Source organism: Enterobacter cloacae complex sp. P24RS, assembly GCF_014982165.1.
Taxonomy (GTDB): Bacteria; Pseudomonadota; Gammaproteobacteria; order Enterobacterales; family Enterobacteriaceae; genus Enterobacter; species Enterobacter quasihormaechei.
On sequence record NZ_JADCKU010000012.1, the window covers coordinates 55,698 to 81,179 of the forward strand.

The 25,482-nt window shown below is 56.8% G+C and carries 19 protein-coding genes, 1 pseudogene and 1 other annotated feature; of the genes and pseudogenes, 12 read left to right on the forward strand and 8 right to left on the reverse strand.

The annotated features are described in order from the left end of the window. Positions 1 to 112 precede the first annotated feature (112 nt). Together acrB and acrA are read right to left on the reverse strand one after the other, a co-directional pair. Positions 113 to 3,259, reverse strand: coding sequence for a multidrug efflux RND transporter permease subunit AcrB (gene acrB, locus INF58_RS13950; RefSeq protein WP_063451666.1), 3,147 nt, complete (start codon positions 3,257 to 3,259; stop codon positions 113 to 115). Positions 3,260 to 3,281: 22 nt separating this feature from the next. Next, positions 3,282 to 4,475, reverse strand: coding sequence for a multidrug efflux RND transporter periplasmic adaptor subunit AcrA (gene acrA / locus INF58_RS13955; protein WP_063451665.1), 1,194 nt, complete (start codon positions 4,473 to 4,475; stop codon positions 3,282 to 3,284). A 141-nt stretch (positions 4,476 to 4,616) separates the two neighbouring features. Between acrA and acrR the strand changes: the two genes are divergently transcribed. Together acrR and mscK are read left to right on the forward strand one after the other, a co-directional pair. Then, positions 4,617 to 5,270, forward strand: coding sequence for a multidrug efflux transporter transcriptional repressor AcrR (gene acrR, locus INF58_RS13960; protein ID WP_193527897.1), 654 nt, complete (start codon positions 4,617 to 4,619; stop codon positions 5,268 to 5,270). Between the two features lie 113 nt (positions 5,271 to 5,383). Continuing rightward, positions 5,384 to 8,731, forward strand: a complete 3,348-nt coding sequence (mscK, locus tag INF58_RS13965) for a mechanosensitive channel MscK (RefSeq protein WP_063869022.1) — start codon at positions 5,384 to 5,386, stop codon at positions 8,729 to 8,731. 1 nt (position 8,732) lies between these two features. Here mscK and rsmS read toward each other — a convergent pair. Together rsmS and priC are read right to left on the reverse strand one after the other, a co-directional pair. Then, positions 8,733 to 8,919: pseudogene (gene rsmS, locus INF58_RS13970) on the reverse strand (pleiotropic regulatory protein RsmS). Between the two features lie 14 nt (positions 8,920 to 8,933). After that, positions 8,934 to 9,461: a primosomal replication protein N'' gene (gene priC, locus INF58_RS13975; RefSeq protein WP_193527898.1), complete on the reverse strand. Its 528-nt coding sequence runs from the start codon at positions 9,459 to 9,461 to the stop codon at positions 8,934 to 8,936. Positions 9,462 to 9,511: 50 nt separating this feature from the next. On the opposite strand from priC, the gene INF58_RS13980 reads away from it, so the two are divergent. The 9 genes from INF58_RS13980 to INF58_RS14020 all read left to right on the forward strand — a co-directional run bounded on the left by INF58_RS13980 (position 9,512) and on the right by INF58_RS14020 (position 18,879). Further along, entirely contained in the window at positions 9,512 to 9,889 is a 378-nt protein-coding gene (locus INF58_RS13980) for a DUF454 family protein (RefSeq protein ID WP_063451660.1), read from the forward strand. Between the two features lie 151 nt (positions 9,890 to 10,040). Then, a complete protein-coding gene (apt, locus tag INF58_RS13985) occupies positions 10,041 to 10,592 on the forward strand; it encodes an adenine phosphoribosyltransferase (RefSeq protein WP_000127359.1) in 552 nt (183 codons plus the stop codon). An 88-nt stretch (positions 10,593 to 10,680) separates the two neighbouring features. Further along, positions 10,681 to 12,609, forward strand: coding sequence for a DNA polymerase III subunit gamma/tau (gene dnaX / locus INF58_RS13990; RefSeq protein WP_063869016.1), 1,929 nt, complete (start codon positions 10,681 to 10,683; stop codon positions 12,607 to 12,609). Beyond that, positions 11,939 to 12,003, forward strand: a sequence feature (DnaX frameshifting element). It overlaps the preceding gene by 65 nt. A gap of 53 nt (positions 12,610 to 12,662) precedes the next feature. Beyond that, positions 12,663 to 12,995: a YbaB/EbfC family nucleoid-associated protein gene (locus INF58_RS13995; RefSeq protein WP_003858972.1), complete on the forward strand. Its 333-nt coding sequence runs from the start codon at positions 12,663 to 12,665 to the stop codon at positions 12,993 to 12,995. Then, positions 12,995 to 13,600 carry a recombination mediator RecR gene (gene recR / locus INF58_RS14000; RefSeq protein WP_006809843.1) on the forward strand — a complete coding sequence of 202 codons (606 nt, stop codon included), beginning with the start codon at positions 12,995 to 12,997 and terminating at the stop codon, positions 13,598 to 13,600. The genes INF58_RS13995 and recR overlap by 1 nt, the downstream gene beginning before the upstream one ends. Before the next feature lie 110 nt (positions 13,601 to 13,710). Further along, positions 13,711 to 15,585 (forward strand): molecular chaperone HtpG, encoded by a 1,875-nt coding sequence (htpG, locus tag INF58_RS14005; RefSeq protein ID WP_193527899.1) that lies wholly within the window; start codon positions 13,711 to 13,713, stop codon positions 15,583 to 15,585. Between the two features lie 195 nt (positions 15,586 to 15,780). After that, positions 15,781 to 16,425, forward strand: a complete 645-nt coding sequence (gene adk, locus INF58_RS14010; RefSeq protein WP_006809841.1) for an adenylate kinase — start codon at positions 15,781 to 15,783, stop codon at positions 16,423 to 16,425. Positions 16,426 to 16,549: 124 nt separating this feature from the next. Then, entirely contained in the window at positions 16,550 to 17,512 is a 963-nt protein-coding gene (hemH, locus tag INF58_RS14015) for a ferrochelatase (RefSeq protein WP_063451657.1), read from the forward strand. Between the two features lie 62 nt (positions 17,513 to 17,574). Next, the gene (locus INF58_RS14020) at positions 17,575 to 18,879 is read left to right on the forward strand and encodes an inosine/guanosine kinase (protein ID WP_063451656.1); all 1,305 of its coding nucleotides are present in this window, start codon (positions 17,575 to 17,577) and stop codon (positions 18,877 to 18,879) included. 80 nt (positions 18,880 to 18,959) lie between these two features. Here the strand turns inward: INF58_RS14020 and ybaL are convergent, their stop codons facing one another. Together ybaL and INF58_RS14030 are read right to left on the reverse strand one after the other, a co-directional pair. Continuing rightward, entirely contained in the window at positions 18,960 to 20,636 is a 1,677-nt protein-coding gene (gene ybaL, locus INF58_RS14025) for a YbaL family putative K(+) efflux transporter (RefSeq protein ID WP_112791913.1), read from the reverse strand. A 232-nt stretch (positions 20,637 to 20,868) separates the two neighbouring features. Next, positions 20,869 to 22,089, reverse strand: coding sequence for an MFS transporter (locus INF58_RS14030; RefSeq protein ID WP_063451654.1), 1,221 nt, complete (start codon positions 22,087 to 22,089; stop codon positions 20,869 to 20,871). 164 nt (positions 22,090 to 22,253) lie between these two features. On the opposite strand from INF58_RS14030, the gene ushA reads away from it, so the two are divergent. Further along, the gene (ushA, locus tag INF58_RS14035; RefSeq protein ID WP_193527900.1) at positions 22,254 to 23,906 is read left to right on the forward strand and encodes a bifunctional UDP-sugar hydrolase/5'-nucleotidase UshA; all 1,653 of its coding nucleotides are present in this window, start codon (positions 22,254 to 22,256) and stop codon (positions 23,904 to 23,906) included. An 88-nt stretch (positions 23,907 to 23,994) separates the two neighbouring features. Here the strand turns inward: ushA and ybaK are convergent, their stop codons facing one another. After that, positions 23,995 to 24,474 (reverse strand): Cys-tRNA(Pro)/Cys-tRNA(Cys) deacylase YbaK, encoded by a 480-nt coding sequence (gene ybaK / locus INF58_RS14040; RefSeq protein WP_193527901.1) that lies wholly within the window; start codon positions 24,472 to 24,474, stop codon positions 23,995 to 23,997. Positions 24,475 to 24,672: 198 nt separating this feature from the next. Then, positions 24,673 to 25,467 (reverse strand): TraB/GumN family protein, encoded by a 795-nt coding sequence (locus INF58_RS14045; protein ID WP_193527902.1) that lies wholly within the window; start codon positions 25,465 to 25,467, stop codon positions 24,673 to 24,675. Positions 25,468 to 25,482 lie beyond the last annotated feature (15 nt).

A 25,482-nucleotide genomic window follows, 5' to 3' on the forward strand; every position in this document is an offset into this window, starting at 1 on the left:
AGGCCTTATAAAAAAGAAGAAAATAAATAGAACGACAATAGGTCTATTTTATGATCTTTTCTGAAAATGAAAAAGGCCGCAAATGCGGCCTTTTTATCATGTGAAACCGGTATCAGTGATGTTCTACCGAATGATTGTGCTCAACATCTTCATTCTTACGACTGAAGCGGCGACGAACCACCACAAAGAACACCGGTACGAAGAAGATCGCAAGCACCGTCGCGGTGACCATACCGCCCATAACGCCTGTACCTACCGCGTTCTGCGCGCCGGAGCCTGCACCTGAACTGATAACCAGCGGCATAACGCCCAGGATAAACGCCAGGGACGTCATCAGGATTGGACGCAGACGCATACGAACCGCTTCCAGAGTAGCTTCAATCAGGCCTTTACCTTCTTTCTCCATCAGATCTTTGGCGAATTCGACGATAAGTATCGCGTTCTTCGCCGACAAGCCAATGGTTGTCAGCAGGCCCACCTGGAAGTATACGTCGTTGGTCAGCCCACGGAACGTTGCGGCAAGCAGCGCACCGATAACCCCCAGCGGAACCACCAGCATAACGGAGAACGGAATCGACCAGCTCTCGTACAGTGCCGCCAGACACAGGAACACCACAATCAGTGAAATGGCGTACAGGGCAGGGGCCTGGTTACCGGACAGACGTTCCTGATAGGACATGCCGGTCCAGTCGTAGCCGATACCCGCAGGCAGTTTGCTGGCCAGCTCTTCCATCAGGTTCATGGCTTCACCGGTGCTTCGACCTGGCGCTGCCTGACCGAGGATTTCCATCGATGGCAGACCGTTATAACGCTCCAGACGCGGCGAACCGTATTCCCAGTGTGACGTTGAGAAGGATGAGAACGGCACCATCTGACCATCGCTACCGCGAACGTACCAGTTGTTGATATCGTTCGGCAGCATGCGGTACTGCGCTTCGGACATGACGTACACTTTCTTCACGCGACCGCGGTCGATGAAGTCGTTGACGTAGCTACCGCCCCAGGCTGCACCCAGCGTGGTGTTGATGTCGCTGATGGACACACCCAGCGCCTGCGCTTTTTCCTGGTCGATATCGATTTTGTACTGCGGCGTATCTTCCAGACCGTTAGGACGCACGCCCACCAGCAGGTCAGGGTGTTTTGCCACCTCGCCAAACAGCTGGTTACGCGCCTGAGTCAGTTTTTCGTGGCCCAGACCGCCCTGGTCAATCAGCTGGAAGTCGAAGCCGGTCGCCGTACCCAGTTCCACGATCGCTGGCAGGTTAAAGGCGAAGACCATCGCGTCTTTAATCTGCGAGAAGGTAGCCATTGCACGGCCGGTAATCGCTTCAACTTTGTTCTCGTCGCCCGGACGTTCAGACCAGTCTTTCAGGGAAACGAAGGCAATACCGGTGTTCTGACCACGACCCGCGAAGCCAAAGCCGTTAACCGCAAACACGGATTCGACGTTGTCTTTCTCTTTAGTCAGGAAATAGTCGGTCATCTCATCCAGCACTTTCTGCGTACGCTCTTGCGTCGCACCGGCCGGAAGCTGAGCCATACTCAGGAACACGCCCTGGTCTTCATCTGGCAGGAACGAGCTTGGCAGACGAACGAACAGGAAGGCCATCCCTACCACGATGATGATGTAGAGCAGCAGGTAACGACCGGTGCTGCGCAGAATGTTCCCTACGCTGTCGGTGTAGTGGTGCGTGCTCTTATCAAACATGCGGTTAAACCAGCCGAAGAACCCTTTGTGCTCGCCGTGACCGCCTTTCTGAATCGGCTTCAGCATCGTCGCACACAGGGCTGGCGTCAGGATCAGCGCAACCAGCACCGACAGCGCCATCGCTGACACGATGGTGATGGAGAACTGACGGTAAATCGCACCCGTTGAGCCACCGAAGAAGGCCATCGGGATAAACACCGCAGACAGTACCATCGCGATACCGACCAGCGCGCCCTGGATCTGACCCATCGATTTACGGGTCGCTTCCTTCGGCGGTAGGCCTTCTTCCGCCATCACACGCTCGACGTTTTCGACCACCACGATGGCGTCATCCACCAGCAGGCCGATGGCGAGCACCATCCCGAACATCGTCAGGGTGTTTATTGAGTAGCCAAATATCGCCAGAACCGCGAAGGTCCCGAGCAATACAACCGGTACGGCGATGGTTGGGATCAGCGTCGCGCGGAAGTTTTGCAGGAACAGGTACATAACCAGGAAGACGAGGATGATCGCCTCAACCAGGGTTTTTACCACTTCGTGAATCGAAATTTTTACGAATGGCGTCGTGTCATACGGATAAACGATTTTCAGACCTGACGGGAAGAACGGTTCCATCTTCTTCAGCTCGGCACGGATAGCCGTCGCGGTGTCCAGGGCGTTCGCGCCGGTCGCCAGTTTGATACCCAGACCAGATGCCGGCTTGCCGTTGAACTTCGCGATAACGTCGTAGTTCTCGCCGCCCAGCTCCACTTTCGCCACGTCACGCAGGCGAACCTGAGAACCGTCCTGATTCACCTTCAGCAGAATTTTGCTGAACTCATCCGCAGAGGTCAGACGCGTTTGCGCGATGATAGACGCGTTAAGCTGCTGGCCTTTCACCGGCGGCGTACCGCCTAACTGACCGGCGGCAACCTGGGCGTTCTGTGCTTTGATGGCGTTGATCACGTCAACCGGCGTCAGCTGGAAGTTGTTCAGCTTATTCGGATCCATCCAGATACGCATCGCGTACTGAGAACCGAACAGCTGAACGTCACCCACACCGGACGTACGGCTGATGGCATCCTTCATGTTGGCGCCCACGTAGTCGGAAATATCCTCCTGCGTCATGGTGCCGTTGGTGTTGATCACGCCGACAACCATCAGGAAGCTACTGGACGATTTCTCGACGCTCACGCCCTGCTGTTGCACTTCCTGCGGGAGCAGGGGCATCGCCAGCTGCAACTTGTTCTGCACCTGAACCTGCGCAATGTCCGCATCCGTACCGGATTCAAAGGTAAGGGTGATCTGAACCGTACCGGTTGAGTCACTGTTTGAGGACATGTACATGAGGTTATCGATACCGTTCATGTTCTGTTCGATAACCTGCGTAACGGTATCCTGCACCGTTTTTGCATCAGCGCCCGGGTAGGTTGCGGAGATCGTTACTGCTGGTGGCGCAATCGTTGGATATTGCGCAACAGGCAGCTTCAGGATCGCAAGTCCCCCGGCCAGCATGATGATAATGGCGATCACCCACGCAAATATGGGGCGATCGATAAAGAAATTAGGCATGTCTTAACGGCTCCTGTTTAAGTTAAGACTTGGTTTGTTCTGACTGGCCAGCGGCGGACGCTTGTTGTTTGTCGTCAGATTTCACTTCCTGAGCTTTGACCTGCGCGCCAGGACGAACTTTTTGCAAACCGGTTACAATCACGCGATCGCCATCTTTCAGACCTTTCGTTACCAGCCACTTGTCGCCAATTGCCTGCGTTGCGGTGATATTGCGCGTTTCGACTTTGTTATCGGCTCCCACAACCAGCGCGCTCGCATCGCCGCGTGGCGTACGGGTCACACCCTGCTGAGGAACCAGAATGGCGGTTGGGTTCGTCCCTTCTTCCAGACGCGCGCGTACGAACATACCCGGCAGCAGCGTTTTATCCGGATTCGGGAAAATGGCCCGGATGGTGATTGAGCCGGTGGTCTGATCGACGGTCACATCAGAAAATTCCAGTGTACCGGTCTGCGAGAACTCGATACCGTCGTTGGTAACCAGTTCAACCTTGGCTTTACCGTTTTCCTGTTTCAGTTGACCGCTGGCCAGCTCCTGTTTGAGACGCAGGAAATCGTTGCTGGACTGGGTAACGTCAACGTAGATCGGGTCAAGCTGCTGCACGGTGGCCAGCGCGTTGGTCTGACCGTTCTGCACCAGCGCACCTTCGGTGACGGCAGATTTACCAATACGACCGCTGATAGGGGAGGTCACTTTGGTGTAGGCCAGGTTGATACGCGCGGTTTCTACCGCCGCTTTCGCCGCCACAACGGCCGCGTTGGCTTGCTGAGCATCGGCCAGGGCAGAATCATAATCCTGTTGGCTGATGTACTGCGTGCCGAGCAGTTTCTTGTAACGATTCAACGTCAGCTGCGAAATTTTGGCTGCCGCTTCTGCTTTCGCCAGATCGCCTTTAGCGCTCTCATAAGACGCCTGGTAGGTTGCTGGATCAATCTGATACAGAGACTCACCTGCTTTGACATCACCGCCTTCGGTGAAGTTACGTTTCAGGATAATACCGCTCACCTGCGGACGCACTTCCGCAATGCGGTAGGCGCTGGTGCGGCCCGGTAGTTCTGTTGTCATCTGGAGAGGTTCGGATTTGAGCGTCACCACGCCAACTTCTGGCACCTGCTGAGCTCCTTGTTGAGCCTCTTTGTCGTCACATCCTGTAAGCGCTAAGCTGCCTGAGAGCATCAGAACGACCGCCAGAGGCGTTAACCCTCTGTTTTTGTTCATATGTAAACCTCGAGTGTCCGATTTCAAATTGATCAAGGGTCCTGAGTCTAAAAACCCATTGCTGCGTTTATATTATCGTCATGCTATGGTACATACATTCATAAATGTATGTAAATCTGACTCCTGTAAATTCATCAACGTATGGCACGAAAAACCAAACAACAAGCGCTGGAAACCCGACAACACATTCTGGATGTGGCAATGCGTTTGTTCTCACAGCAGGGTGTTTCGGCAACCTCGCTGGCGCAGATTGCTCAGGCCGCGGGCGTCACGCGGGGAGCGATTTACTGGCATTTTAAAGACAAGTCAGATCTGTTTGGTGAAATCTGGGAGCTTTCAGAGTCCAGCATTAGCGATCTTGAGACTGAGTATCGGGCAAAATTCCCTCACGATCCACTCTCAGTATTAAGAGAAATATTAGTATATATCCTTGAAGCGACCGTTGTGGAAGAACGCCGACGTCTGATGATGGAAATCATTTTCCATAAATGTGAATTCGTTGGCGAAATGGCGGTGGTTCAGCAGGCACAGCGCGACCTGTGTCTGGAAAGCTACGATCGCATCGAGCAGGTTCTTAAGGAATGTATGCAGGCCGACATGCTTCCCGCCACGCTGTTAACGCGCCGGGCGGCGATCCTGATGCGCAGCTATATTTCCGGCCTGATGGAAAACTGGCTTTTTGCCCCGCAGTCGTTTGATTTGAAAGCAGAGGCGCGCAGCTACGTCGCGATCTTCCTTGAGATGTGCCAGCTTTGTCCGACTCTCCGCAGCAAGGAACCGCCGCTGACTGCCTGAACCTGTCCAGGAAATGTCTTAGAGGATAACCTTCCCGCTATTCTGCTTCAGGCGGGCGTGATATTCTTCACGCCCGACTATTTTCGGTCATTTCTCAGATCACATTCACGACTATGCTGCACACCTATCGCTCGACACATTCTGTTCTGGCCGTTTTTTTGATCCTGCTGTTTTTCTTTGCAGCCGCACCGCATTCCTGGGCCCGTGCAGACAACGGCAGTGACGTTCCGACGCGTGCCGAGGTTCAGTCGCAACTCGACACCCTGAATAAACAGAAAGATCTCTCCGCTCAGGAAAAGCTCGTTCAGCAGGACCTGACGGAAACCCTGGAAACGCTGGATAAGATCGATCGTATCAAAGCCGAAACGGCCCAGCTACGGCAGAAGGTTGCTCAGGCACCGGAGAACATGCGTAAAGCAACGGAGGCGCTGAACGCGCTCAGCGACGTTGATAACGATGATGAAACCCGGAAAACGCTCGCCACCCTGTCGTTGCGCCAGCTTGAGTCGCGCGTGGCGCAGCTGCTGGACGATTTGCAAACGGCGCAGTCCGATCTCTCGACCTACAACAGCCAGCTGGTTTCACTGCAAACCCAGCCTGAGCGCGTGCAGAACGCCATGTACTCCGCATCGCAACAGCTCCAGCAGATACGTAACCGTCTGAATGGCATCACCGTGGGGGAAGGGGCGCTTCGTCCGAGCCAGCAAACGCTGCTGAACATTCAGCAGACACTGCTGAACGCGGAGATTGAACAGCAGCGTAAGAGTCTGGAAGGCAACACGGTGTTGCAGGATGCGCTGCAAAAACAGCGTGACTACGTGAACGCGAATATCAACCGGCTCGAGCATCAGCTTCAGCTGTTGCAGGAAGCGGTGAACAGCAAGCGCCTGACGCTGACCGAAAAAACGGCGCAGGAAGCGGTCTCGCCAGACGAAACGGCGCGCATCCAGGCCAATCCGCTGGTGAAGCAGGAGCTGGAGATTAACCACCAGCTGAGCGAACGCCTGATTCAGGCAACTGAAAGCGGCAGCGCGCTGGTGCAGCAGAATATTAAAGTCAAAAACTGGCTGGATCGCGCTTTGCAGGCCGAGCGTAATATCAAAGAGCAGATTGCCGTCCTGAAGGGCAGCCTGCTGCTGTCGCGCATTCTCTACCAGCAGCAGCAGACGCTGCCGTCCGCCGACGAGCTGGAAGACATGACCAACCGCATTGCGGATTTACGTCTTGAACAGTTTGACGTTAACCAGCAGCGCGATGCCCTGTTCCAGAGCGACACGTTTGTTGCCAAAGTGGAAGAGGGCCATTCAAGTGAAGTGAACGGTGAAGTTCACGATGCGCTATTGCAGGTGGTGGATATGCGCCGCGAACTGCTCGATCAGCTTAATAAGCAGCTGGGCAACCAGCTGATGATGGCGATTAACCTGCAAATCAACCAGCAGCAGCTGATGAGCGTATCTAAAAGCCTACAGGAGATCCTGACCCAGCAGATTTTCTGGGTGAACAGCAACAAACCCATGGACTGGGACTGGTTTAAATCTTTCCCTGAAACGCTGAAATCCCAGATCAAAAGCATGAAAATTACCGTGAACTGGGAGAAAGCCTGGCCTGCGGTGATGATTGCCTTCCTGGCGGGCCTGCCTTTGCTGCTCATCGCCGGCGTGATCCGCTGGCGTTTGAAATGGCTGAAACAGTATCAGGCGAAGCTGGCCTCGGAAGTGGGGCAACTGCGTAACGACAGCCAGCTGCACACGCCGAAAGCGATCCTGATCGATCTGATCCGCGCGCTGCCGGTTTGCCTGCTGATCCTCGCCGTCGGCCTGATCCTGCTGACCATGCAGCTCAATATCAGCGACCTGCTGTGGGCGTTCAGCAAAAAGCTGGCGCTGTTCTGGCTGGTGTTTGGCCTGTGCTGGAAAGTGCTGGAAAAAGATGGCGTCGCCGTCCGCCACTTCAACATGCCGGAGAAACTTACCAGCCACTGGCGTCGCCAGATAGTGCGCATTAGCCTCGCGCTGCTGCCGCTGCACTTCTGGTCCGTTGTGGCCGAGCTTTCTCCGCTGCATCTGATGGATGACGTGCTCGGACAGCTGGTGATTATGCTGAACCTGCTGCTGATTGCCGTCCTGATGTGGCCGATGTGCCGCGACAGCTGGCGTGATAAAGAGTCCCACAATCTTCGTCTGGTTACCGTAACGGTGCTGGCGTTCATTCCGCTGGCGCTGATGGTGCTGACGGCAACGGGTTACTTCTATACCACGCTTCGTCTGTCAGGCCGCTGGATTGAAACGGTCTACCTGGTGATTGTGTGGAACCTGCTGTTCCAGACCGTGCTGCGTGGTTTGAGCGTGGCGGCGCGCCGCATCGCTTATCGTCGTGCTGTTGCCCGTCGACAGCATCAGGTTAAAGAGGGGGCTGAAGGGGCTGAGCCGCAGGAAGAGCCGACCATTGCCCTGGAGCAGGTCAACCAGCAAACGATGCGTATTACCATGCTGGTGATGATCGCCCTGTTTGCGGTGATGTTCTGGGCCATCTGGTCTGATCTCATTACCGTCTTCGCCTACCTCGACAGTATCACCCTCTGGCAATACAACGGCACCGAAGCGGGCGCTGCGGTAATGAAAAGCGTCACCATGGGCAGCCTGCTCTTTGCGCTGGTGTCGTCAGTGGTTGCCTGGGCGTTGATTCGCAACCTGCCTGGCCTGCTGGAAGTGCTGGTGCTCTCAAGGCTGAACCTGCGTCAGGGGGCGTCGTATGCCATTACCACCATCCTGAACTACGTCATTATTATTGTCGGGGCGATGACGGTATTCGGCTCGTTGGGCGTCTCGTGGGATAAGCTTCAGTGGCTGGCGGCGGCGCTGTCGGTGGGTCTGGGCTTCGGCTTGCAGGAGATTTTCGGTAACTTTGTCTCCGGCCTGATTATCCTGTTCGAACGTCCGGTGCGTATCGGAGATACCGTCACCATCGGCACCTTCTCCGGGACCGTCAGCAAGATCCGTATCCGTGCGACCACCATCACTGACTTCGATCGTAAAGAGGTGATCATCCCGAACAAAGCCTTCGTGACCGAGCGACTGATCAACTGGTCGCTCTCCGACACCACCACCCGCGTAGTGATCCGCCTCGGGGTGGCCTACGGCTCAGATCTGGATAAGGTCAAAGAGGTGCTGCTGAAAGCGGCTAACTCGCACCCGAAAGTGATGCACGATCCTGCCCCTGACGTATTTTTCACCACGTTTGGGCCGAGCACGCTGGATCATGAGCTGCGGTTATACGTGCGTGAGCTGCGCGATCGCAGCTACACCGTCGACGAGCTGAACCGCACCATCGACCGCCTGTGCCGTGAAAACAACATCAATATTGCCTTCAACCAGCTTGAGGTGCATCTGCGCAACGAGAAAGGTGACGAGCATACGGAAGTGAAGCGCGAGATTAAGGGTGACGATCCGACTCCCGCCTAAACTATTTTCCCTCTCCCTCAAGGGAGAGGGCCAGGGTGAGGGCAACCGGCCTTCACCTTTCCCTCAAAATCTCGCCGCACAATCTCCAGCGCCTTCAGCACCGTCTCCGGCGGGATCTCATGATTCTCCAGCAGCATAATTAAATCGACGGCCAGCTTGACCTCGTCGGGGGCATTTTCCAGTGACATCAGTGTGGCTCCTGTTAACGGGTCAGGCGTTCAATGATGCGCTCAATGTCGTCCAGCGCCTGACGGCAGCGGACGATACGGCCTTGCAGCGCGCTGATTTCACGCATTAAGAGCTGCTGCTCTTCCAGCGTTTCGCTGTTGTTCAGGCGGGCTTCACGCTCGCGCTTCATCTCAAACAGACGCCGCTCAAACTCCTGGGTCTCAAGCCGCTTGCGCTGCCATTTTTCCAGACCAGGCGAGGCGCTGTCCCACGCCCGTAGCGGCCAGGCGGCGAGTTCGCGGTGCAGGGCGGTGATCTGCTCGGTAAGATGCGCTGCAAGCCACGCCACCTGTTCCTGCTGTTCATGCTCAACCGCGTGGCGAAGCTCATCGAGGTTGGCCTGCATCTCAGCAAGGTAATCCTGAATGAGAGTGCTGCGGGTGCGGAAAAGCTGCCGGTCAAAGCGCGGTTTCAGCGTGGCGTGTCCCATCAGCGGCGTGGCCTGCGCCCGCAGAGCGATCAGCTGATTTTGCAGCTTCTCAAGAAGCAGTGCTGTTTTCAATGCGCTCTCCAGTGGTAAAGTAGCCGTTCAGTTTGATAACGATTCGCATTATGCAGCGTACTATTTTAATCATCATTGGCTGGCTCGCGGTAGTGCTGGGTACGCTAGGTGTGGTTTTGCCCTTGCTGCCGACCACGCCGTTCATCCTGTTGGCCGCCTGGTGCTTCGCCCGCTCATCGCCGCGTTTTCACCACTGGCTCCTGTACCGCTCGTGGTTTGGCGGCTACCTGCGCTACTGGCAAAAACACCGGGCCATGCCGCCTGGGGCCAAGCCGCGCGCCATTGCCTTTATCCTGATCACCTTCGCCGTTTCGTTATGGCTGGTGAAAATGATGTGGGTGCGTATTCTGCTGCTGGCGATCCTGGCCTGCCTGCTGATCTTCATGTGGCGGATCCCCGTGGTTGATGAAAAGCAACAAAAGCACTGAAGCCTCATCATGGCGGTTGCAATTATGGCGCGCAGCCAGTAAATTCGACCGTTTTCGAGCACAGGTGCGCCTGGTCAAAGGTTAAACAACTGTTACTTTGACCGACTCGTCGCGCGCCGTGAGTAACACTGTTTCATTTAGGCACAAACCGATGACCGCAACTGCACAGCAGCTTGAATATCTGAAAAATAGCATCAAAAGTATCCAGGACTATCCAAAGCCTGGCATTCTTTTCCGTGATGTCACCAGCTTGCTGGAAGACCCGAAAGCGTACGCGCTCAGCATTGAACTGCTGGTCGAGCGTTATAAAAACGCCGGGATCACCAAAGTAGTAGGTACCGAAGCCCGCGGCTTCCTGTTTGGCGCACCGGTTGCGCTGGCGATGGGCGTGGGTTTTGTGCCGGTGCGTAAACCGCGCAAACTGCCGCGTGAAACCATCGCCGAGAGCTATGAGCTGGAATACGGCACCGATCAGCTGGAAATTCACGTTGATGCCATCAAGCCTGGCGACAAAGTGCTGGTGGTGGACGATCTGCTGGCTACCGGCGGCACCATTGAAGCGACCGTCAAGCTGATCCGTCGTCTGGGTGGTGAAGTGACCGACGCGGCATTCATCATCAACCTGTTCGATCTCGGCGGCGAGCAGCGCCTGGAAAAACAGGGTATTACCAGCTACAGCCTGGTGCCTTTCCCGGGTCATTAATCCCGTATCTCACAACCTCGCTCAATGGGTTAGGTTGTGATAGCATTCCCCTCCATTAATTCACCTTCCAGCGTTGCAGAGCCTGCCCATGAGTTATCAGGTGTTAGCCCGTAAATGGCGACCACAAACCTTTGCTGACGTTGTCGGTCAGGAACATGTGCTGACGGCCCTGGCGAACGGCTTGTCGCTAGGTCGCATCCATCACGCCTATCTTTTTTCCGGCACCCGCGGCGTCGGTAAAACCTCTATTGCCCGTCTGCTGGCAAAAGGTCTGAACTGCGAAACCGGGATCACCGCCACCCCGTGCGGCGTGTGTGACAACTGCCGCGAGATCGAGCAGGGGCGGTTTGTCGATCTGATCGAGATCGACGCCGCCTCGCGCACCAAGGTGGAAGACACCCGCGATCTGCTCGACAACGTGCAGTACGCCCCGGCGCGCGGCCGCTTCAAGGTCTATCTGATCGATGAAGTGCACATGCTGTCGCGCCACAGCTTCAACGCCCTGCTGAAAACGCTGGAAGAGCCGCCTGCGCACGTTAAATTCCTGCTGGCAACCACCGATCCGCAAAAGCTGCCGGTCACGATCCTGTCGCGCTGCCTGCAATTCCATCTGAAGGCGCTGGACGTTGAGCAGATCCGCGCTCAGCTTGAGCATATTCTCGATGAAGAGAACATTGTTCATGAACCGCGCGCGCTGCAACTGCTGGCCCGTGCGGCGGACGGCAGCCTGCGCGATGCGCTAAGCCTGACCGATCAGGCGATTGCCAGCGGTGACGGTAAGCTCTCCACCGACGCGGTCAGCACCATGCTCGGCACGCTGGATGACGATCAGGCGCTGTCGCTTATCGAAGCGATGATCGCCGCCAACGGTGAGCGGGTGATGACGCTCGTCAACGATGCCGCCGCCCGTGGCATTGAATGGGAAGCGCTGCTGGTCGAGATGCTCAGCCTGCTGCACCGCGTGGCGATGCTGCAACTGTCCCCGTCGGCCATTGGCGCGGACATGGCAACCATAGAGCAGCGGATGCGTGAACTTGCGCGCACCGTGCCGCCGGCTGACGTGCAGCTTTATTATCAAACCCTGCTGATTGGCCGCAAAGAGCTGCCGTTTGCGCCGGATCGCCGGATGGGCGTTGAGATGACGCTGCTGCGCGCGCTGGCTTTCCATCCGCGTATGCCCTTGCCGGAGCCGGAAACGCCCCGACAGTCCTTTGCGCCGGTTGCGCCGACCGCGGTAATGTCACCGCAGCAGGTGCCACCGCAGCCGGCATCGCCGCCGCCGCAAAACGTGCCGCTGTCGGATGCCACCAGTTCGGTGCTTGCCGCACGAAGCCAGTTGCAACGTGCGCAGGGAGCAACCAAACCAAAAAAGAGTGAACCGGCAGCGCCAGGAAGAGCGCGGCCGGTGAACAACGCCGCGCTTGAACGACTGGCTTCGGTAACGGAGCGCGTACAGTCGCGCCCGGCACCGTCCGCGCTCGAGCAGAAAGCCCCGGCTAAAGAAGAGGCTTACCGCTGGAAGGCGACCACCGTTGTTGAGACGGTCAAGGAAGTGGTCGCCACGCCGAAAGCGCTGAAAAAGGCGCTGGAGCATGAAAAAACGCCGGAGCTTTCCGCCAGGCTTGCCGAAGAGTCCATCGCGCGCGACGCCTGGGCCGCTGAGGTCAGCAAACTGCAACTGCCGAAGCTGGTGGAGCAGGTCGCGCTGAACGCCTGGAAAGAGCAGGAAGGCAATCAGGTGCGTCTGCACCTGCGTCCCGGCCAGCGGCACCTCAACTCCCCCGGCGCGCAAAAGGCGCTGGCCGAGGCGCTCGCCGCTTTACAGGGCATGCCGGTTGAATTGACTATCATTGAAGATGATAATCCGGCGGTGAAAACGCCGCTCGAGTGGCGACAGGCGATTTATGAAGAGAAGCTCGCGCAGGCGCGCGAGTCGATTATCGCGGATAACAACATCCAGACCCTGCGCCGGTTCTTCGACGCCGATCTGGATGAAGAGAGTATTCGCCCCCTTTGATCGTGAGTCTGACTTACGGTTGTAATCCTTAACGTGAAAGAAGAGAGAAGCCTATGTTTGGTGGAAAAGGCGGTCTGGGTGGCCTGATGAAGCAGGCTCAGCAGATGCAGGAAAAAATGCAGAAGATGCAGGAAGAGATCGCTCAGCTGGAAGTCACGGGTGAATCCGGTGCCGGTCTGGTCAAGGTGACCATCAACGGTGCGCATAACTGCCGTCGCGTTGAAATCGACCCGAGCCTGCTCGAAGACGACAAAGAGATGCTGGAAGATCTGGTTGCAGCCGCGTTTAACGATGCCGCTCGCCGTATCGACGAAACCCAGAAAGAGAAAATGGCCTCTGTTTCCAGCGGTATGCAGCTGCCGCCGGGCTTTAAGATGCCGTTCTGATGCAAACCAGTCCGCTGCTCACGCAGTTAATGGAAGCTCTGCGCTGCCTGCCGGGCGTTGGCCCGAAGTCGGCGCAGCGTATGGCGTTTACGCTATTGCAGCGCGACCGCAGCGGCGGGATGCGCCTGGCGCAGGCTTTGACTCGCGCCATGTCAGAAATTGGTCACTGTGCGGATTGCCGGACCTTTACCGAGCAGGACGTCTGTAACATCTGCACGAACCCGCGTCGTCAGGAAAACGGCCAGATTTGCGTGGTGGAGAGTCCGGCGGACATCTACGCCATCGAACAAACCGGGCAGTTCTCCGGCCGCTATTTCGTGCTGATGGGGCACCTCTCCCCGCTGGACGGCATTGGCCCGGACGATATCGGTCTCGATCGCCTTGAACAGCGTCTTGAGTCCGAGACGATCAAAGAGGTGATCCTCGCCACCAACCCCACGGTGGAAGGGGAGGCAACCGCCAACTATATCGCCGAGCTGTGCGCGCAGTACGGCGTTGACGCCAGCCGCATCGCCCACGGCGTGCCGGTCGGCGGCGAGCTGGAGATGGTCGACGGCACCACGCTGTCGCACTCTCTGGCCGGACGTCACAAGATTATTTTCTGACCAAACGGAGGCTGCGTGCGCGGCCTCCGCTTGAAAATTTCCCCCCTTATCCCCATCTCTCACTCAACGTTTTACAACCCCATTAAATGGCATTGTTGAGGTCGACTTAGATGAAAGGACAAGAAACCCGTGGTTTCCAGTCAGAAGTGAAACAGCTTCTGCACCTGATGATCCATTCCCTGTATTCCAACAAAGAAATTTTCCTGCGTGAGCTGATTTCCAACGCCTCCGATGCGGCGGACAAGCTGCGCTTCCGCGCGCTGTCCAACCCGGATCTGTATGAAGGCGACGGCGAGCTGCGCGTGCGCGTCTCTTTCAATAAAGAGAACCGCACCCTGACGATTGCCGATAACGGCATCGGGATGAACCGCGACGAGGTGATCGACCATCTCGGCACCATCGCTAAATCCGGCACCAAAGCGTTCCTGGAGTCCATGGGCTCTGACCAGGCGAAAGACAGCCAGCTGATCGGTCAGTTCGGCGTGGGCTTCTACTCGGCGTTCATCGTGGCGGACAAAGTCACCGTGCGCACCCGCGCGGCAGGCGATAGCGCCGAGAACGGCGTGCTGTGGGAATCCAAAGGGGAAGGCGAATACACCGTTGATGACATCACCAAAGCGGATCGCGGCACCGAAATCACCCTCCACCTGCGCGAAGGCGAAGATGATTTCCTGAACGACTGGCGCGTACGCTCCATCATCAGCAAATATTCCGACCACATCGCGCTGCCGGTAGAGATTGAAAAACAGGAAGAGAAAGACGGTGAAACCGTGGTTTCCTGGGAGAAAATCAACAAGGCGCAGGCGCTGTGGACGCGTAACAAGGCTGAAATCAAAGACGACGAGTACAACGAGTTTTATAAGCACATCGCTCACGACTTTACCGACCCGCTGACCTGGAGCCACAACCGCGTGGAAGGGAAGCAGGAGTACACCAGCCTGCTGTACATTCCGGCGCAGGCACCGTGGGACATGTGGAACCGCGATCACAAGCACGGCCTGAAGCTGTACGTGCAGCGCGTCTTCATTATGGACGACGCCGAGCAGTTCATGCCGAACTATCTGCGCTTTGTTCGTGGCCTGATAGACTCCAACGATCTGCCGCTGAACGTCTCTCGTGAAATCCTCCAGGACAGCACCGTCACCCGTAATCTGCGTAACGCCCTGACCAAACGTGCGTTGCAGATGCTGGAAAAACTGGCGAAAGACGACGCGGAAAAATACCAGACCTTCTGGAAACAATTCGGCCTGGTGCTGAAAGAAGGTCCGGCGGAAGACACCGCGAACGTGGAAGCTATCGCTAAGCTGCTGCGCTTCGCCTCTACGCACACCGACTCCTCCGCACAGACCGTGTCGCTGGAAGAGTACGTCTCCCGCATGAAGGAAGGGCAGGAGAAGATCTACTACATCACCGCCGACAGCTATGCGGCAGCGAAGAGCAGTCCGCACCTGGAGCTGCTGCGTAAGAAAGGCATTGAAGTGCTGCTGCTGTCTGACCGCATCGACGAGTGGATGATGAACTACCTGACCGAGTTCGACGGTAAGGCGTTCCAGTCCGTTGCCAAAGCTGACGAGTCCATCGACAAGCTGGCGGATGAAGTGGACGAAAGCGCGAAAGAAGCCGAGAAGGCGCTGGAGCCGTTCGTTGAGCGCGTGAAAACCCTGCTGGGCGACCGCGTGAAAGAGGTGCGCTTCACGCACCGTCTGACCGATACTCCGGCGATTGTCACCACCGATGCGGACGAAATGAGCACCCAGATGGCGAAACTGTTCGCTGCGGCGGGCCAGGCCGTGCCGGAAGTGAAATATATCTTTGAGCTTAATCCGGATCACTCGCTGGTGAAACGCGCGGCGGATACTCAGGACGAAGCCCGCTTCGCCGAGTGGGTTGAGCTGCTGCTGGATCAGTCCCTGCTGGCCGAGCGCGGCACCCTGGAAGATCCTAACCTGTTCATTAAACGTGTGAATGCGCTGCTGCTGGCGTAACTGACCACGTCTCCCCTGGTCTTCTCCCTCTCCCCGTGGGAGAGGGCCGGGGTGAGGGCACCAGACCGCACTCTCCCAAATTATCTCCCCTCATTAACCGTTTCAGCCTCCCCGCCTTCCTTGAGCGATACCCATTCTGGTGGTATTGTTTAGCGCTTTTGAAAAATTGAATCGACATTTGAGGGGATTTTCGCAATGCGTATTATTCTGCTTGGCGCTCCGGGCGCGGGTAAGGGAACTCAGGCTCAGTTCATCATGGAGAAATACGGTATTCCGCAAATCTCTACCGGTGACATGCTGCGTGCCGCTGTTAAATCTGGCTCCGAGCTGGGCAAACAAGCTAAAGACATCATGGATGCAGGCAAGCTGGTGACCGACGAGTTGGTTATCGCGCTGGTCAAAGAGCGCATTGCTCAGGAAGACTGCCGCAACGGTTTCCTGCTGGACGGCTTCCCGCGCACCATTCCTCAGGCTGACGCCATGAAAGAAGCGGGCATCAACGTGGACTACGTGCTGGAGTTCGACGTGCCGGACGAGCTGATCGTTGACCGTATCGTTGGCCGTCGCGTACACGCTGCCTCTGGCCGCGTTTACCACATTAAATTCAACCCGCCGAAGGTTGAAGGTAAAGACGACGTGACCGGCGAAGAGCTGACCACCCGTAAAGACGATCAGGAAGAGACCGTGCGTAAGCGCCTGGTGGAATACCATCAGATGACCGCGCCGCTGATCGGCTACTACACCAAAGAAGCGCAGGCGGGTAACACCAAATACGCAAAAGTTGACGGCACCAAAGCCGTGGCTGACGTACGTGCAGAGCTGGAAAAAATCCTCGGCTAACCGCACCTCTCTCACCCGGAATCCCGGGTGAGAAAAATTCTCATCTTACCTATTACAGCAATGGGTTTCGTTTAAACGCATTTCCGCTACAATTGACAACCTATCAAATGGTTAAGAGGCGTGAATGAGTCAGGCGAAAACCGGCATCCTGCTTGCCAATCTGGGCACCCCAGAAGCACCTACTCCAGCGGCGGTAAAACGCTACCTGCGACAATTTTTAAGCGACACGCGCGTCGTGGATACCCCAAGACTGCTGTGGTGGCCACTGCTGCGTGGCGTTATTCTGCCGATTCGTTCTCCGCGTGTGGCAAAGCTCTATCAGTCCGTGTGGATGGAAGAGGGCTCGCCGCTGATGGTTTACAGCCGTCGTCAGGAAAAAGCGCTGGCCGCCCGTCTGCCGGACATGCCCGTTGCGCTCGGCATGAGCTACGGTAAGCCTTCGCTGGCCAGCGCCGTCGATTCTCTGCTGGCGCAGGGCGTTGAGCACATCGTGGTGCTTGCCCTTTATCCGCAGTATTCGTGCTCAACGGTGGCTGCCGTCTGGGACGAACTGGCGCGCATTCTGGCGACCCGCCGCCGTATTCCCGGTATTACCTTTATCCGCGACTACGCCGATAACGAGCTGTATATTCAGGCGCTCGCCAGCAGCGTGCGCGCGTCGTTTGAAAAACATGGCGAACCGGATCTGCTGCTGCTTTCCTATCACGGTATTCCGCAGCGTTTCGCCAACGAAGGGGATGATTACCCCCAGCGCTGCCGCGATACGACCCGCGAGCTGGTCTCTGCGCTCGGCCTGCCGCCGGAGAAGGTAATGATGACCTTCCAGTCGCGCTTTGGCCGCGAGCCGTGGCTCACGCCGTATACCGATGAAACGCTTAAAATGCTGGGCGAGAAGGGCGTGAAGCATATTCAGGTGATGTCGCCGGGCTTCTCGGCGGACTGTCTGGAAACGCTGGAAGAGATTGCCGTCCAGAACAAAGAGTTCTTCATGGAGGCGGGCGGAACGAAATACGAATACATTCCGGCGCTTAACGACTCCCCTGAACACATCGACATGATGGTGTCGCTGGTCACCACTCGCCGCTGATCGCGTTACGGGCCGGGTTTGTGCTACCATTCCCGGCCCGTATTCTTTGCACAGTTCAGACCATGAAATTTCCCGGTAAACGTAAGTCCAAACACTATTTCCCCGTCGATGCCCGCGATCCGCTGCTACAGCAAATCCAGCCGGAAAGCGAAACTAGCGCAGCCTGGGTGGTGGGTATCGATCAGACGCTGGTGGACATTGAAGCCAAAGTGGATGACGCGTTTGTCGCACGTTATGGTCTGAGCGCCGGGCACTCGCTGGTGATTGAGGATGACGTTGCCGAAGCGCTGTATCAGGAGCTAAAGCGCGACAATCTCATCACCCACCAGTTTGCCGGCGGCACCATCGGTAACACCATGCACAACTACTCCGTGCTGGCAGATGACCGCTCGGTCCTGCTTGGCGTGATGTGCAGCAACATCGAAATCGGTGGCTATGCCTACCGCTACCTGTGCAATACCTCCAGCCGCACCGATCTGAACTATTTGCAGGGCGTTGACGGGCCGATTGGCCGCTGCTTTACGCTGATTAGCGATTCCGGCGAACGGACCTTCGCCATCAGCCCAGGCCATATGAACAAGCTTCGCGCCGAAAGTATCCCGGAAGAGGTGATCGCGGGCGCGTCTGCGCTGGTGCTGACCTCCTACCTGGTGCGCTGCAAGCCGGGCGAGCCGATGCCTGAAGCGACCATGAAGGCGATTGAGTACGCGAAGAAATACAACGTGCCGGTGGTCCTGACGCTGGGCACCAAATTCGTGATTGCCGACAACCCGGAGTGGTGGCAGGCCTTCCTGAAGGAGCACGTCTCCATTCTGGCGATGAACGAAGAAGAGGCCGAAGCGCTGACCGGCGAAAGCGATCCGCTGCTGGCGTCCGATAAAGCGCTGGACTGGGTGGATCTGGTGCTCTGCACCGCCGGTCCGGTCGGGCTGTATATGGCGGGGTTCACGGAAGAAGAGAGCAAGCGCAAAACCCAGCACCCGCTGCTGCCGGGGGCGATTGCCGAATTCAACCAGTACGAATTCAGCCGCGCCATGCGTCATAAAGACTGCGTAAACCCGCTGCGCATCTTCTCCCACATCGCACCGTATATGGGCGGTCCTGAGAAGATCATGAACACCAACGGCGCGGGCGACGGCGCGCTGGCCGCGCTGCTGCACGACATCACCGCTAACGCCTACCACAAAACCAACGTGCCGAACTCCAGCAAACACAGGTTCACCTGGCTGACCTACTCCTCGCTGGCGCAGGTGTGCAAGTACGCGAACCGCGTGAGCTATCAGGTGCTGAACCAGCATTCGCCGCGCTTAACGCGAGGGCTGCCGGAACGGGAAGACAGCCTCGAAGAGGCGTACTGGGATCGTTGATTGTTAAAAGAAAACCCCGGTGGCGCTACGCTTACCGGGGCTGCTTGTAGGCCTGCTAAGCGTAGCGCCAGCAGGCTTTTTTAACCCGTCACCGCCTCTTCAACCGGCGGCTTCGTCAGCAGCGTCAGCATGGTGTTTGCAATCTCACGCTCGCCCATCACCACCTGATTCGCGCCGCGCTCGGTGATGTAGTCCACCTCGTCGTCATAGTGCGCTCGGGCGATGATCTCAATACCCGGGCACTTCTCGCGCGCGGACGCCACGATCTCACCGGCCTCGTACCCGTTCGGGATCGTCAGCAGCAGCCAGCGGGCGCAGTCCAGATGCGCAAGCTCCATAATCTCTTCGTTAGCCGCGTTGCCCAGCACCGCACGAATGCCGCGCTCGCGAAGCTCATCCACGCGCGTGCGTGACGTCTCAATCACCACCAGCGGAATGCCCTGCGCCATCAGCTTCTCGCCGAGCAGACTGCCGACGCGGCCAAAGCCGACCAGCAGCGCGTGGTTGCAGATATCCACCGGGATCTGCTTCTCATCTTCCGTTGCCTCTTCCAGCGTCTGCTCTTCGAGGGTTTCAGTCTTCTCGAGGTATTTTTCCAGCAGGGCAAACAATACCGGATTCAGCATGATGGAGAGGATCGCCCCCGCCAGCACCAGATTTTGCCCCGCCTGCGGTAGCAGGTTCAGGGCCATGCCCAGACCGGCCAGAATAAAGGCAAACTCACCAATCTGCGCCAGGCTGGCGGCGATGGTCAGCGCCGTGCGCGGCGAGTGGCCGAACATCCGCACCAGGAAGAAGGCCGCCAGCGACTTACCGAAGATGATGATTGCCAGCGTGCCCAGCACGGCCAGCGGCTGATGAATCAGGACCATCGGGTCGAACAGCATCCCGACGGAGACAAAGAACAGCACCGCGAACGCATCGCGCAGCGGCAGGGTATCGTGCGCGGCACGGTGGCTCAGTTCGGACTCGTTCAGCACCATCCCGGCGAAGAACGCACCCAGCGCAAAGGAGACGTCGAACAGCTCGACAGCGCCAAAGGCAATGCCCAGCGCCAGCGCAAGGACCGAAAGCGTAAACAGTTCACGCGAGCCGGTAGCGGCGCTGCGGGACATGATCCACGGCACCAGACGACGGCCCACCAGCATCATGATGGCGATAAAGGCCACCACCTTACCGATGGTGATGCTCATATCCAGCGCCAGCGAGGCGAAGCCGATATTCTCTTTTTCCATCATCCCGGCGACGGCGGGCAGCAGCACCAGCGTCAACACCATCACCAGATCTTCTACAATCAGCCAGCCGATCGCGATTTGCCCGCGCTGGCTGTCTATCAGCTGTCTCTCTTCAAGCGCGCGCAGCAGCACCACGGTACTGGCGGTTGAAAGACACAGCCCAAATACGATGCCGGTCATGATTGACCAGCCCAGCACCGCCGAAAGCGCCATGCCCAGCAGCGTCGCCACCCCTATCTGGGCGATCGCTCCCGGTATGGCGATCGACTTTACCGCCATCAGATCCTTCAGCGAAAAATGCAGACCGACGCCAAACATCAGCAGGATAACGCCCAGTTCCGCCAGCTCCGGTGCAAGTTTGGTATCTGCGACAAAACCAGGCGTAAACGGTCCTGCCAGCACGCCCGCTAACAAATAGCCTACCAGGGGCGAAATACGCAGTTTGTTGGCAATCATGCCGAGGATAAAAGCGAGCACAAGTCCACCAACAATGGTGGTGATAAGCGGTGTGGCGTGGTGCATTCCGTCTCCTTTCGCGATGGGTGATCCATTTTTGGTGCAAATACCAAAAAGCCGATTAATAGTTTATGACAATTTTTACCCTTATGTTTATGAATAATTGTTGAAACAGGAATAAAAGGGCAATAAGCGTGAAAAAGGGCAGGTTTTACTAAGTTTGCGGGGAGGAGTCAGAGGAAAGCCTTATGGCATCAGGTTATCCGGCTGCCAAAGTTTAACTTTGGCAGCCGTGAAATTACGCTTTATGGCGGTTGTCAGGCAGGAATATGGTCAACATCCCCAGAAGTGGCAGGAAAGCGCAGATTTTATAAACCAGGAAGATGCTGGTGTGGTCTGCAACCATCCCTAACACGGCTGCGCCAAGGCCGCCCATGCCAAAGGCAAAACCGAAAAAGAGGCCGGAAACCATACCGATACGTCCCGGCAGCAGCTCCTGCGCATAGACCAGGATGGCTGAGAATGCCGATGCGAGAATAAAACCAATAATTACCGTCAAAATCCCGGTCCACTCCAGACTTGCGTACGGTAAAAGAAGGGTAAACGGCGCGACGCCGAGGATAGAGCCCCAAATCACATATTTACGCCCAATTTTATCGCCAACAGGCCCGCCAATCACCGTGCCTGCCGCCACCGCAAACAGGAAGGCGAAGAGGTGAAACTGGGCGTTTTGTACCGATAATCCGAATTTTTGCATCAGATAGAAGGTGTAATAGCTGCTGATGCTCGCCATATAGAAATATTTCGAGAAAATCAGCACCAGCAGCACGCTGACGGCCAGGATCACCTTGTTGCGCGGAAGCGGGTTGATAACCTTCGCCACAGGCTTACCCTTATTTACGCGATGCTGCGCGGCATACCAGCGGCTGATTTGCGCCAGCACGACAATCGCCAGCAGCGCGGCCAGCACAAACCACGCCACGTTGCCTTTACCGTAGGGCGCAATGATTACCGCCGCCAGCAGGGGACCAAGGGAGCTACCAAAGTTGCCCCCCACCTGGAACAGAGACTGCGCCAGCCCGTGACGTCCGCCGGAGGCCATACGCGCCACGCGGGACGACTCCGGATGGAATACCGATGAACCGGTACCCACCAGCGCCGCGGCAACCAGTACCGCCTCAAAGCTGCCCGCCATCGCCAGCAGCACCAGCCCGCTCAGGGTGAAGCACATACCAATGGGCAGCGACCATGGCATCGGGTATTTGTCCGTCCAGTAGCCCACCACCGGCTGTAGCAGTGAAGAGGCCAGCTGGAAGGTCAGGGTAATCATCCCGATCTGCACGAAGGTTAATGAGAACTCGGACTGCAACAGCGGATAGATCGCCAGAATCAGCGACTGGATCATGTCGTTGAGCAGGTGAGAAAGACTGATTGCGCCTAATACTTTAAAGGAAGTGCGCGATTTCGGCGGCGACGCCGGAGCGCCCTGAACAGGCTGGGTTGATTCACTGATTGCCATAAATACCACGTCAATTTGTTATTAGAGATGCAGGGAGTAATTATTATCCGACTAACATACTCGTCCGTGACATTTGAAGAAAGTCGCAAATCTGAAAACTTATTTGTCTATTCTTGTGAGTCACTGTAATTTTTGCGTTTGTCTATGGGTCAGGGAGAGAGAAGATGAAGTTAATAAAGCGTGGCGTCGCGCTGGCGCTCATTGCCGCGTGGGGGCTGACAAGCCTGCCCGCGCAGGCGTATGAGAAAGATAAAACCTATAAAATTACCATTCTCCATACTAACGATCATCACGGCCATTTCTGGCGCAGCGAATATGGTGAATATGGCCTGGCGGCGCAAAAAACGCTGGTGGACGGCATTCGCAAAGAGGTCGCGGCCCAGGGCGGCAGCGTGCTGCTGCTGTCGGGCGGGGATATTAATACCGGCGTACCGGAATCGGATTTACAGGATGCCGAGCCTGATTTTCGCGGCATGAATCTAATCGGCTACGATGCGATGGCGGTCGGAAACCACGAGTTTGATAATCCGCTGAGCGTGCTGCGCCAGCAGGAGAAGTGGTCCAAATTCCCGTTCCTTTCCGCCAATATTTATCAGAAAAGCACCGGCGAGCGCCTGTTTAAACCGTGGGCGCTGTTTAAGCGTCAGGATCTGAAGATTGCGGTCATTGGCTTAACCACTGACGATACGGCCAAAATTGGCAATCCTGAATATTTCACCGACATTGAATTCCGTAAACCGGCGGACGAAGCGAAGCTGGTGATCCAGGAGTTGCAGCAGAATGAAAAGCCGGATGTGATTATCGCGACCACCCACATGGGGCATTACGATAATGGTCAGCACGGCTCCAACGCGCCGGGCGACGTGGAAATGGCGCGCAGCCTGCCAGCGGGCTCGCTGGCGATGATTGTGGGCGGCCATTCGCAGGATCCGGTCTGCATGGCTTCCGAGAATAAAAAGCAGGTGGACTACGTGCCGGGCACGCCGTGCGCGCCGGACCGTCAGAACGGGATCTGGATCGTGCAGGCCCACGAGTGGGGGAAATACGTTGGCCGCGCGGATTTTGAATTCCGTAACGGCGAGATGAAGCTGGTGCACTATCAACTCATCCCGGTGAACCTGAAGAAGAAAGTCACCTACCCGGACGGCAAAAGTGAGCGTGTACTCTACACGCCAGAGATCGCTGAAAACCAGCAGATGCTCTCCCTGCTGACGCCGTTCCAGAGCAAAGGGAAAGCGCAGCTGGACGTGAAGATTGGCACGCTTAACGGTCGTCTGGAAGGGGACCGCAGCAAAGTCCGCTTCGTGCAGACCAACATGGGGCGTCTGGTCCTGGCCGCGCAGATGGCGCGCACGAATGCGGATTTTGGCGTGATGAGCGGCGGCGGTATTCGTGATTCCATCGAAGGCGGAAACATCACCTATAAAGACGTGCTGAAGGTACAGCCGTTTGGCAACGTGGTGGTGTATGCGGACATGAGCGGGAAAGAGGTGACTGACTACCTGACGGCCGTGGCGCAGATGAAGCCGGACTCGGGGGCGTATCCGCAGTTTGCTAACGTCAGCTTCGTGGCGAAGGACGGCAAGCTAAACGATCTCAAGATCAAAGGCGAGCCTGTTGATCCGGCGAAAACCTACCGCCTGGCAACGTTAAGCTTCAATGCCACCGGCGGCGACGGCTATCCGCACATTGATAACAAACCGGGCTATGTGAATACCGGCTTTATTGATGCGGAGGTGCTGAAGCAGTTTATTCAGCAAAATTCACCGATTGACGTGAACGCGTATGAGCCGAAGGGCGAGGTGAGCTGGCAGTAGTGGTTTTGTTGCCGGGTGGCGGCTACGCCTTACCCGGCCAACGATTCGAATGTAGGCCCGGTAAGCGCAGCGCCACCGGGCTTGTTATTCAATCCCGGCGCGCAATATCCGCAAACGTCGCGTCCAGCATTTTCGCCAGATCGCCCGCGGCCAGTTCGATATCCAGCCCACGCTTGCCGCCAGAAATGTAGATCGTCTCAAATTCCTGCGAAGGCGCATCGATCAGCGTCGGCAGACGCTTTTTCTGGCCGAGCGGGCTGATCCCGCCGACAAGATATCCGGTCGTGCGTTGCGCAACCATCGGGTCGGCCATATCGACCTTTTTCGCCCCCAGCGCTTTGGCCACTTTTTTCAAATCGAGTTGATCGGCGACGGGCGTCACCGCCACGGCGAGGTGCTTCATATCGCCATTCACCGCGACCAGCAGCGTTTTGTAGACCTGGTCCGCGTTCAGCCCCAGCTTGCGCACCACTTCATCACCAAAGTTGGTTTCGTTCGGATCGTGATCGTAGGTGTGGATCCGGAAAGAAATTTTGTTTTTTTCGAGTAATTTAACGGCGGGAGTCATGGCTATCCTTCTTACGACAGACGATTCATACCAGCAGCATACGCCTGACGTTTGTCTAAAAAATAGCACCATCTTGCGCAATAGTATTGGCAGTGATGGTCACTTTGAGCGACAATCGGCTCAACCGAAGGTCACTTCGGTATAATAAAAACGATGAAATTCCTCTTTGACGGGCCAATAGCGATATTGGCCATTTTTTTACTTCAGCAGCGACGGCAAATTCCCTTCGCCGTACAAATGCAACGCGCCAACCGCGACGACATAACGACCGGCAGGCAGGGCATACAGCGTCTCCCGCCACGCCTGGTTACGCGCGTTCATCAGCACATCATACAACGATTCACTGAACGTCGACGGTAACGCCAGCTTGCCGTCTGCCGGCGGCGCGTCCAGCCACCAGCCAATCATGGTTTGCAGAAGCCGCGCATTGGTGTGCCAGTGGGTCAGGGTATCTTCCAGCAGCATACGTCCGTCGTCCGGGAGCTGACGCAAGAGCGCTATCTGGCTGTCCGTCCCTTCCAGTTCGATGACGGGCATAGTGCGTGCCCGTGCGATATTCAGCAGCTGATAATCAATGCCGTAATCGCCGCGCAGGCCCAGGCGCTGCGCCTGCGTGGCCTGTAACACCATCGCGATTTGCCACAGCGGCAGGGTATCAATCATGGATAGCGATACGCCCGTCTCGTTGGCAATGCGCGTCAGCTCCGCGAGTTGGGCATCGTCCAGCCGTTCCGCCAGTGGGTGATCGCTTTCCAGCCCGGCAAACGGCGACTCGTGGCCGGAGATGTCGGCCTCTACGATCAGCGCGTCGGCGCGCTTCAGCAGTTTAATCAGGCCGGCGGGCAGGGGTGACATATCCTGCGTGCCCATATGGATGCTTCCCACCAGGTGCAGATGCCGTCCGCCCGGAAGCGTAATATCCATGCCAGGCCAGGCATAACGGCGGGGAAAGAGGGCGCGAAACGATGCTTTTATACGGCTAAACAGACTCATACGCGCTCCATGATC

Excerpts from the sequence above, each read along its gene's own strand:
- INF58_RS14020 (WP_063451656.1), top strand. The coding sequence starts at position 17,575 with ATGAAATTTCCCGGTAAACGTAAGTCCAAACACTATTTCCCCGTCGAT.
- recR (WP_006809843.1), top strand. The coding sequence starts at position 12,995 with ATGCAAACCAGTCCGCTGCTCACGCAGTTAATGGAAGCTCTGCGCTGC.
- INF58_RS14030 (WP_063451654.1), bottom strand. The coding sequence starts at position 22,089 with ATGGCAATCAGTGAATCAACCCAGCCTGTTCAGGGCGCTCCGGCGTCG.
- htpG (WP_193527899.1), top strand. The coding sequence starts at position 13,711 with ATGAAAGGACAAGAAACCCGTGGTTTCCAGTCAGAAGTGAAACAGCTT.
- adk (WP_006809841.1), top strand. The coding sequence starts at position 15,781 with ATGCGTATTATTCTGCTTGGCGCTCCGGGCGCGGGTAAGGGAACTCAG.
- INF58_RS14045 (WP_193527902.1), bottom strand. The coding sequence starts at position 25,467 with ATGAGTCTGTTTAGCCGTATAAAAGCATCGTTTCGCGCCCTCTTTCCC.
- acrA (WP_063451665.1), bottom strand. The coding sequence starts at position 4,475 with ATGAACAAAAACAGAGGGTTAACGCCTCTGGCGGTCGTTCTGATGCTC.
- dnaX (WP_063869016.1), top strand. The coding sequence starts at position 10,681 with ATGAGTTATCAGGTGTTAGCCCGTAAATGGCGACCACAAACCTTTGCT.
- mscK (WP_063869022.1), top strand. The coding sequence starts at position 5,384 with ATGCTGCACACCTATCGCTCGACACATTCTGTTCTGGCCGTTTTTTTG.
- ushA (WP_193527900.1), top strand. The coding sequence starts at position 22,254 with ATGAAGTTAATAAAGCGTGGCGTCGCGCTGGCGCTCATTGCCGCGTGG.
- hemH (WP_063451657.1), top strand. The coding sequence starts at position 16,550 with ATGAGTCAGGCGAAAACCGGCATCCTGCTTGCCAATCTGGGCACCCCA.
- acrB (WP_063451666.1), bottom strand. The coding sequence starts at position 3,259 with ATGCCTAATTTCTTTATCGATCGCCCCATATTTGCGTGGGTGATCGCC.
- ybaK (WP_193527901.1), bottom strand. The coding sequence starts at position 24,474 with ATGACTCCCGCCGTTAAATTACTCGAAAAAAACAAAATTTCTTTCCGG.
- INF58_RS13995 (WP_003858972.1), top strand. The coding sequence starts at position 12,663 with ATGTTTGGTGGAAAAGGCGGTCTGGGTGGCCTGATGAAGCAGGCTCAG.
- ybaL (WP_112791913.1), bottom strand. The coding sequence starts at position 20,636 with ATGCACCACGCCACACCGCTTATCACCACCATTGTTGGTGGACTTGTG.
- acrR (WP_193527897.1), top strand. The coding sequence starts at position 4,617 with ATGGCACGAAAAACCAAACAACAAGCGCTGGAAACCCGACAACACATT.
- apt (WP_000127359.1), top strand. The coding sequence starts at position 10,041 with ATGACCGCAACTGCACAGCAGCTTGAATATCTGAAAAATAGCATCAAA.
- INF58_RS13980 (WP_063451660.1), top strand. The coding sequence starts at position 9,512 with ATGCAGCGTACTATTTTAATCATCATTGGCTGGCTCGCGGTAGTGCTG.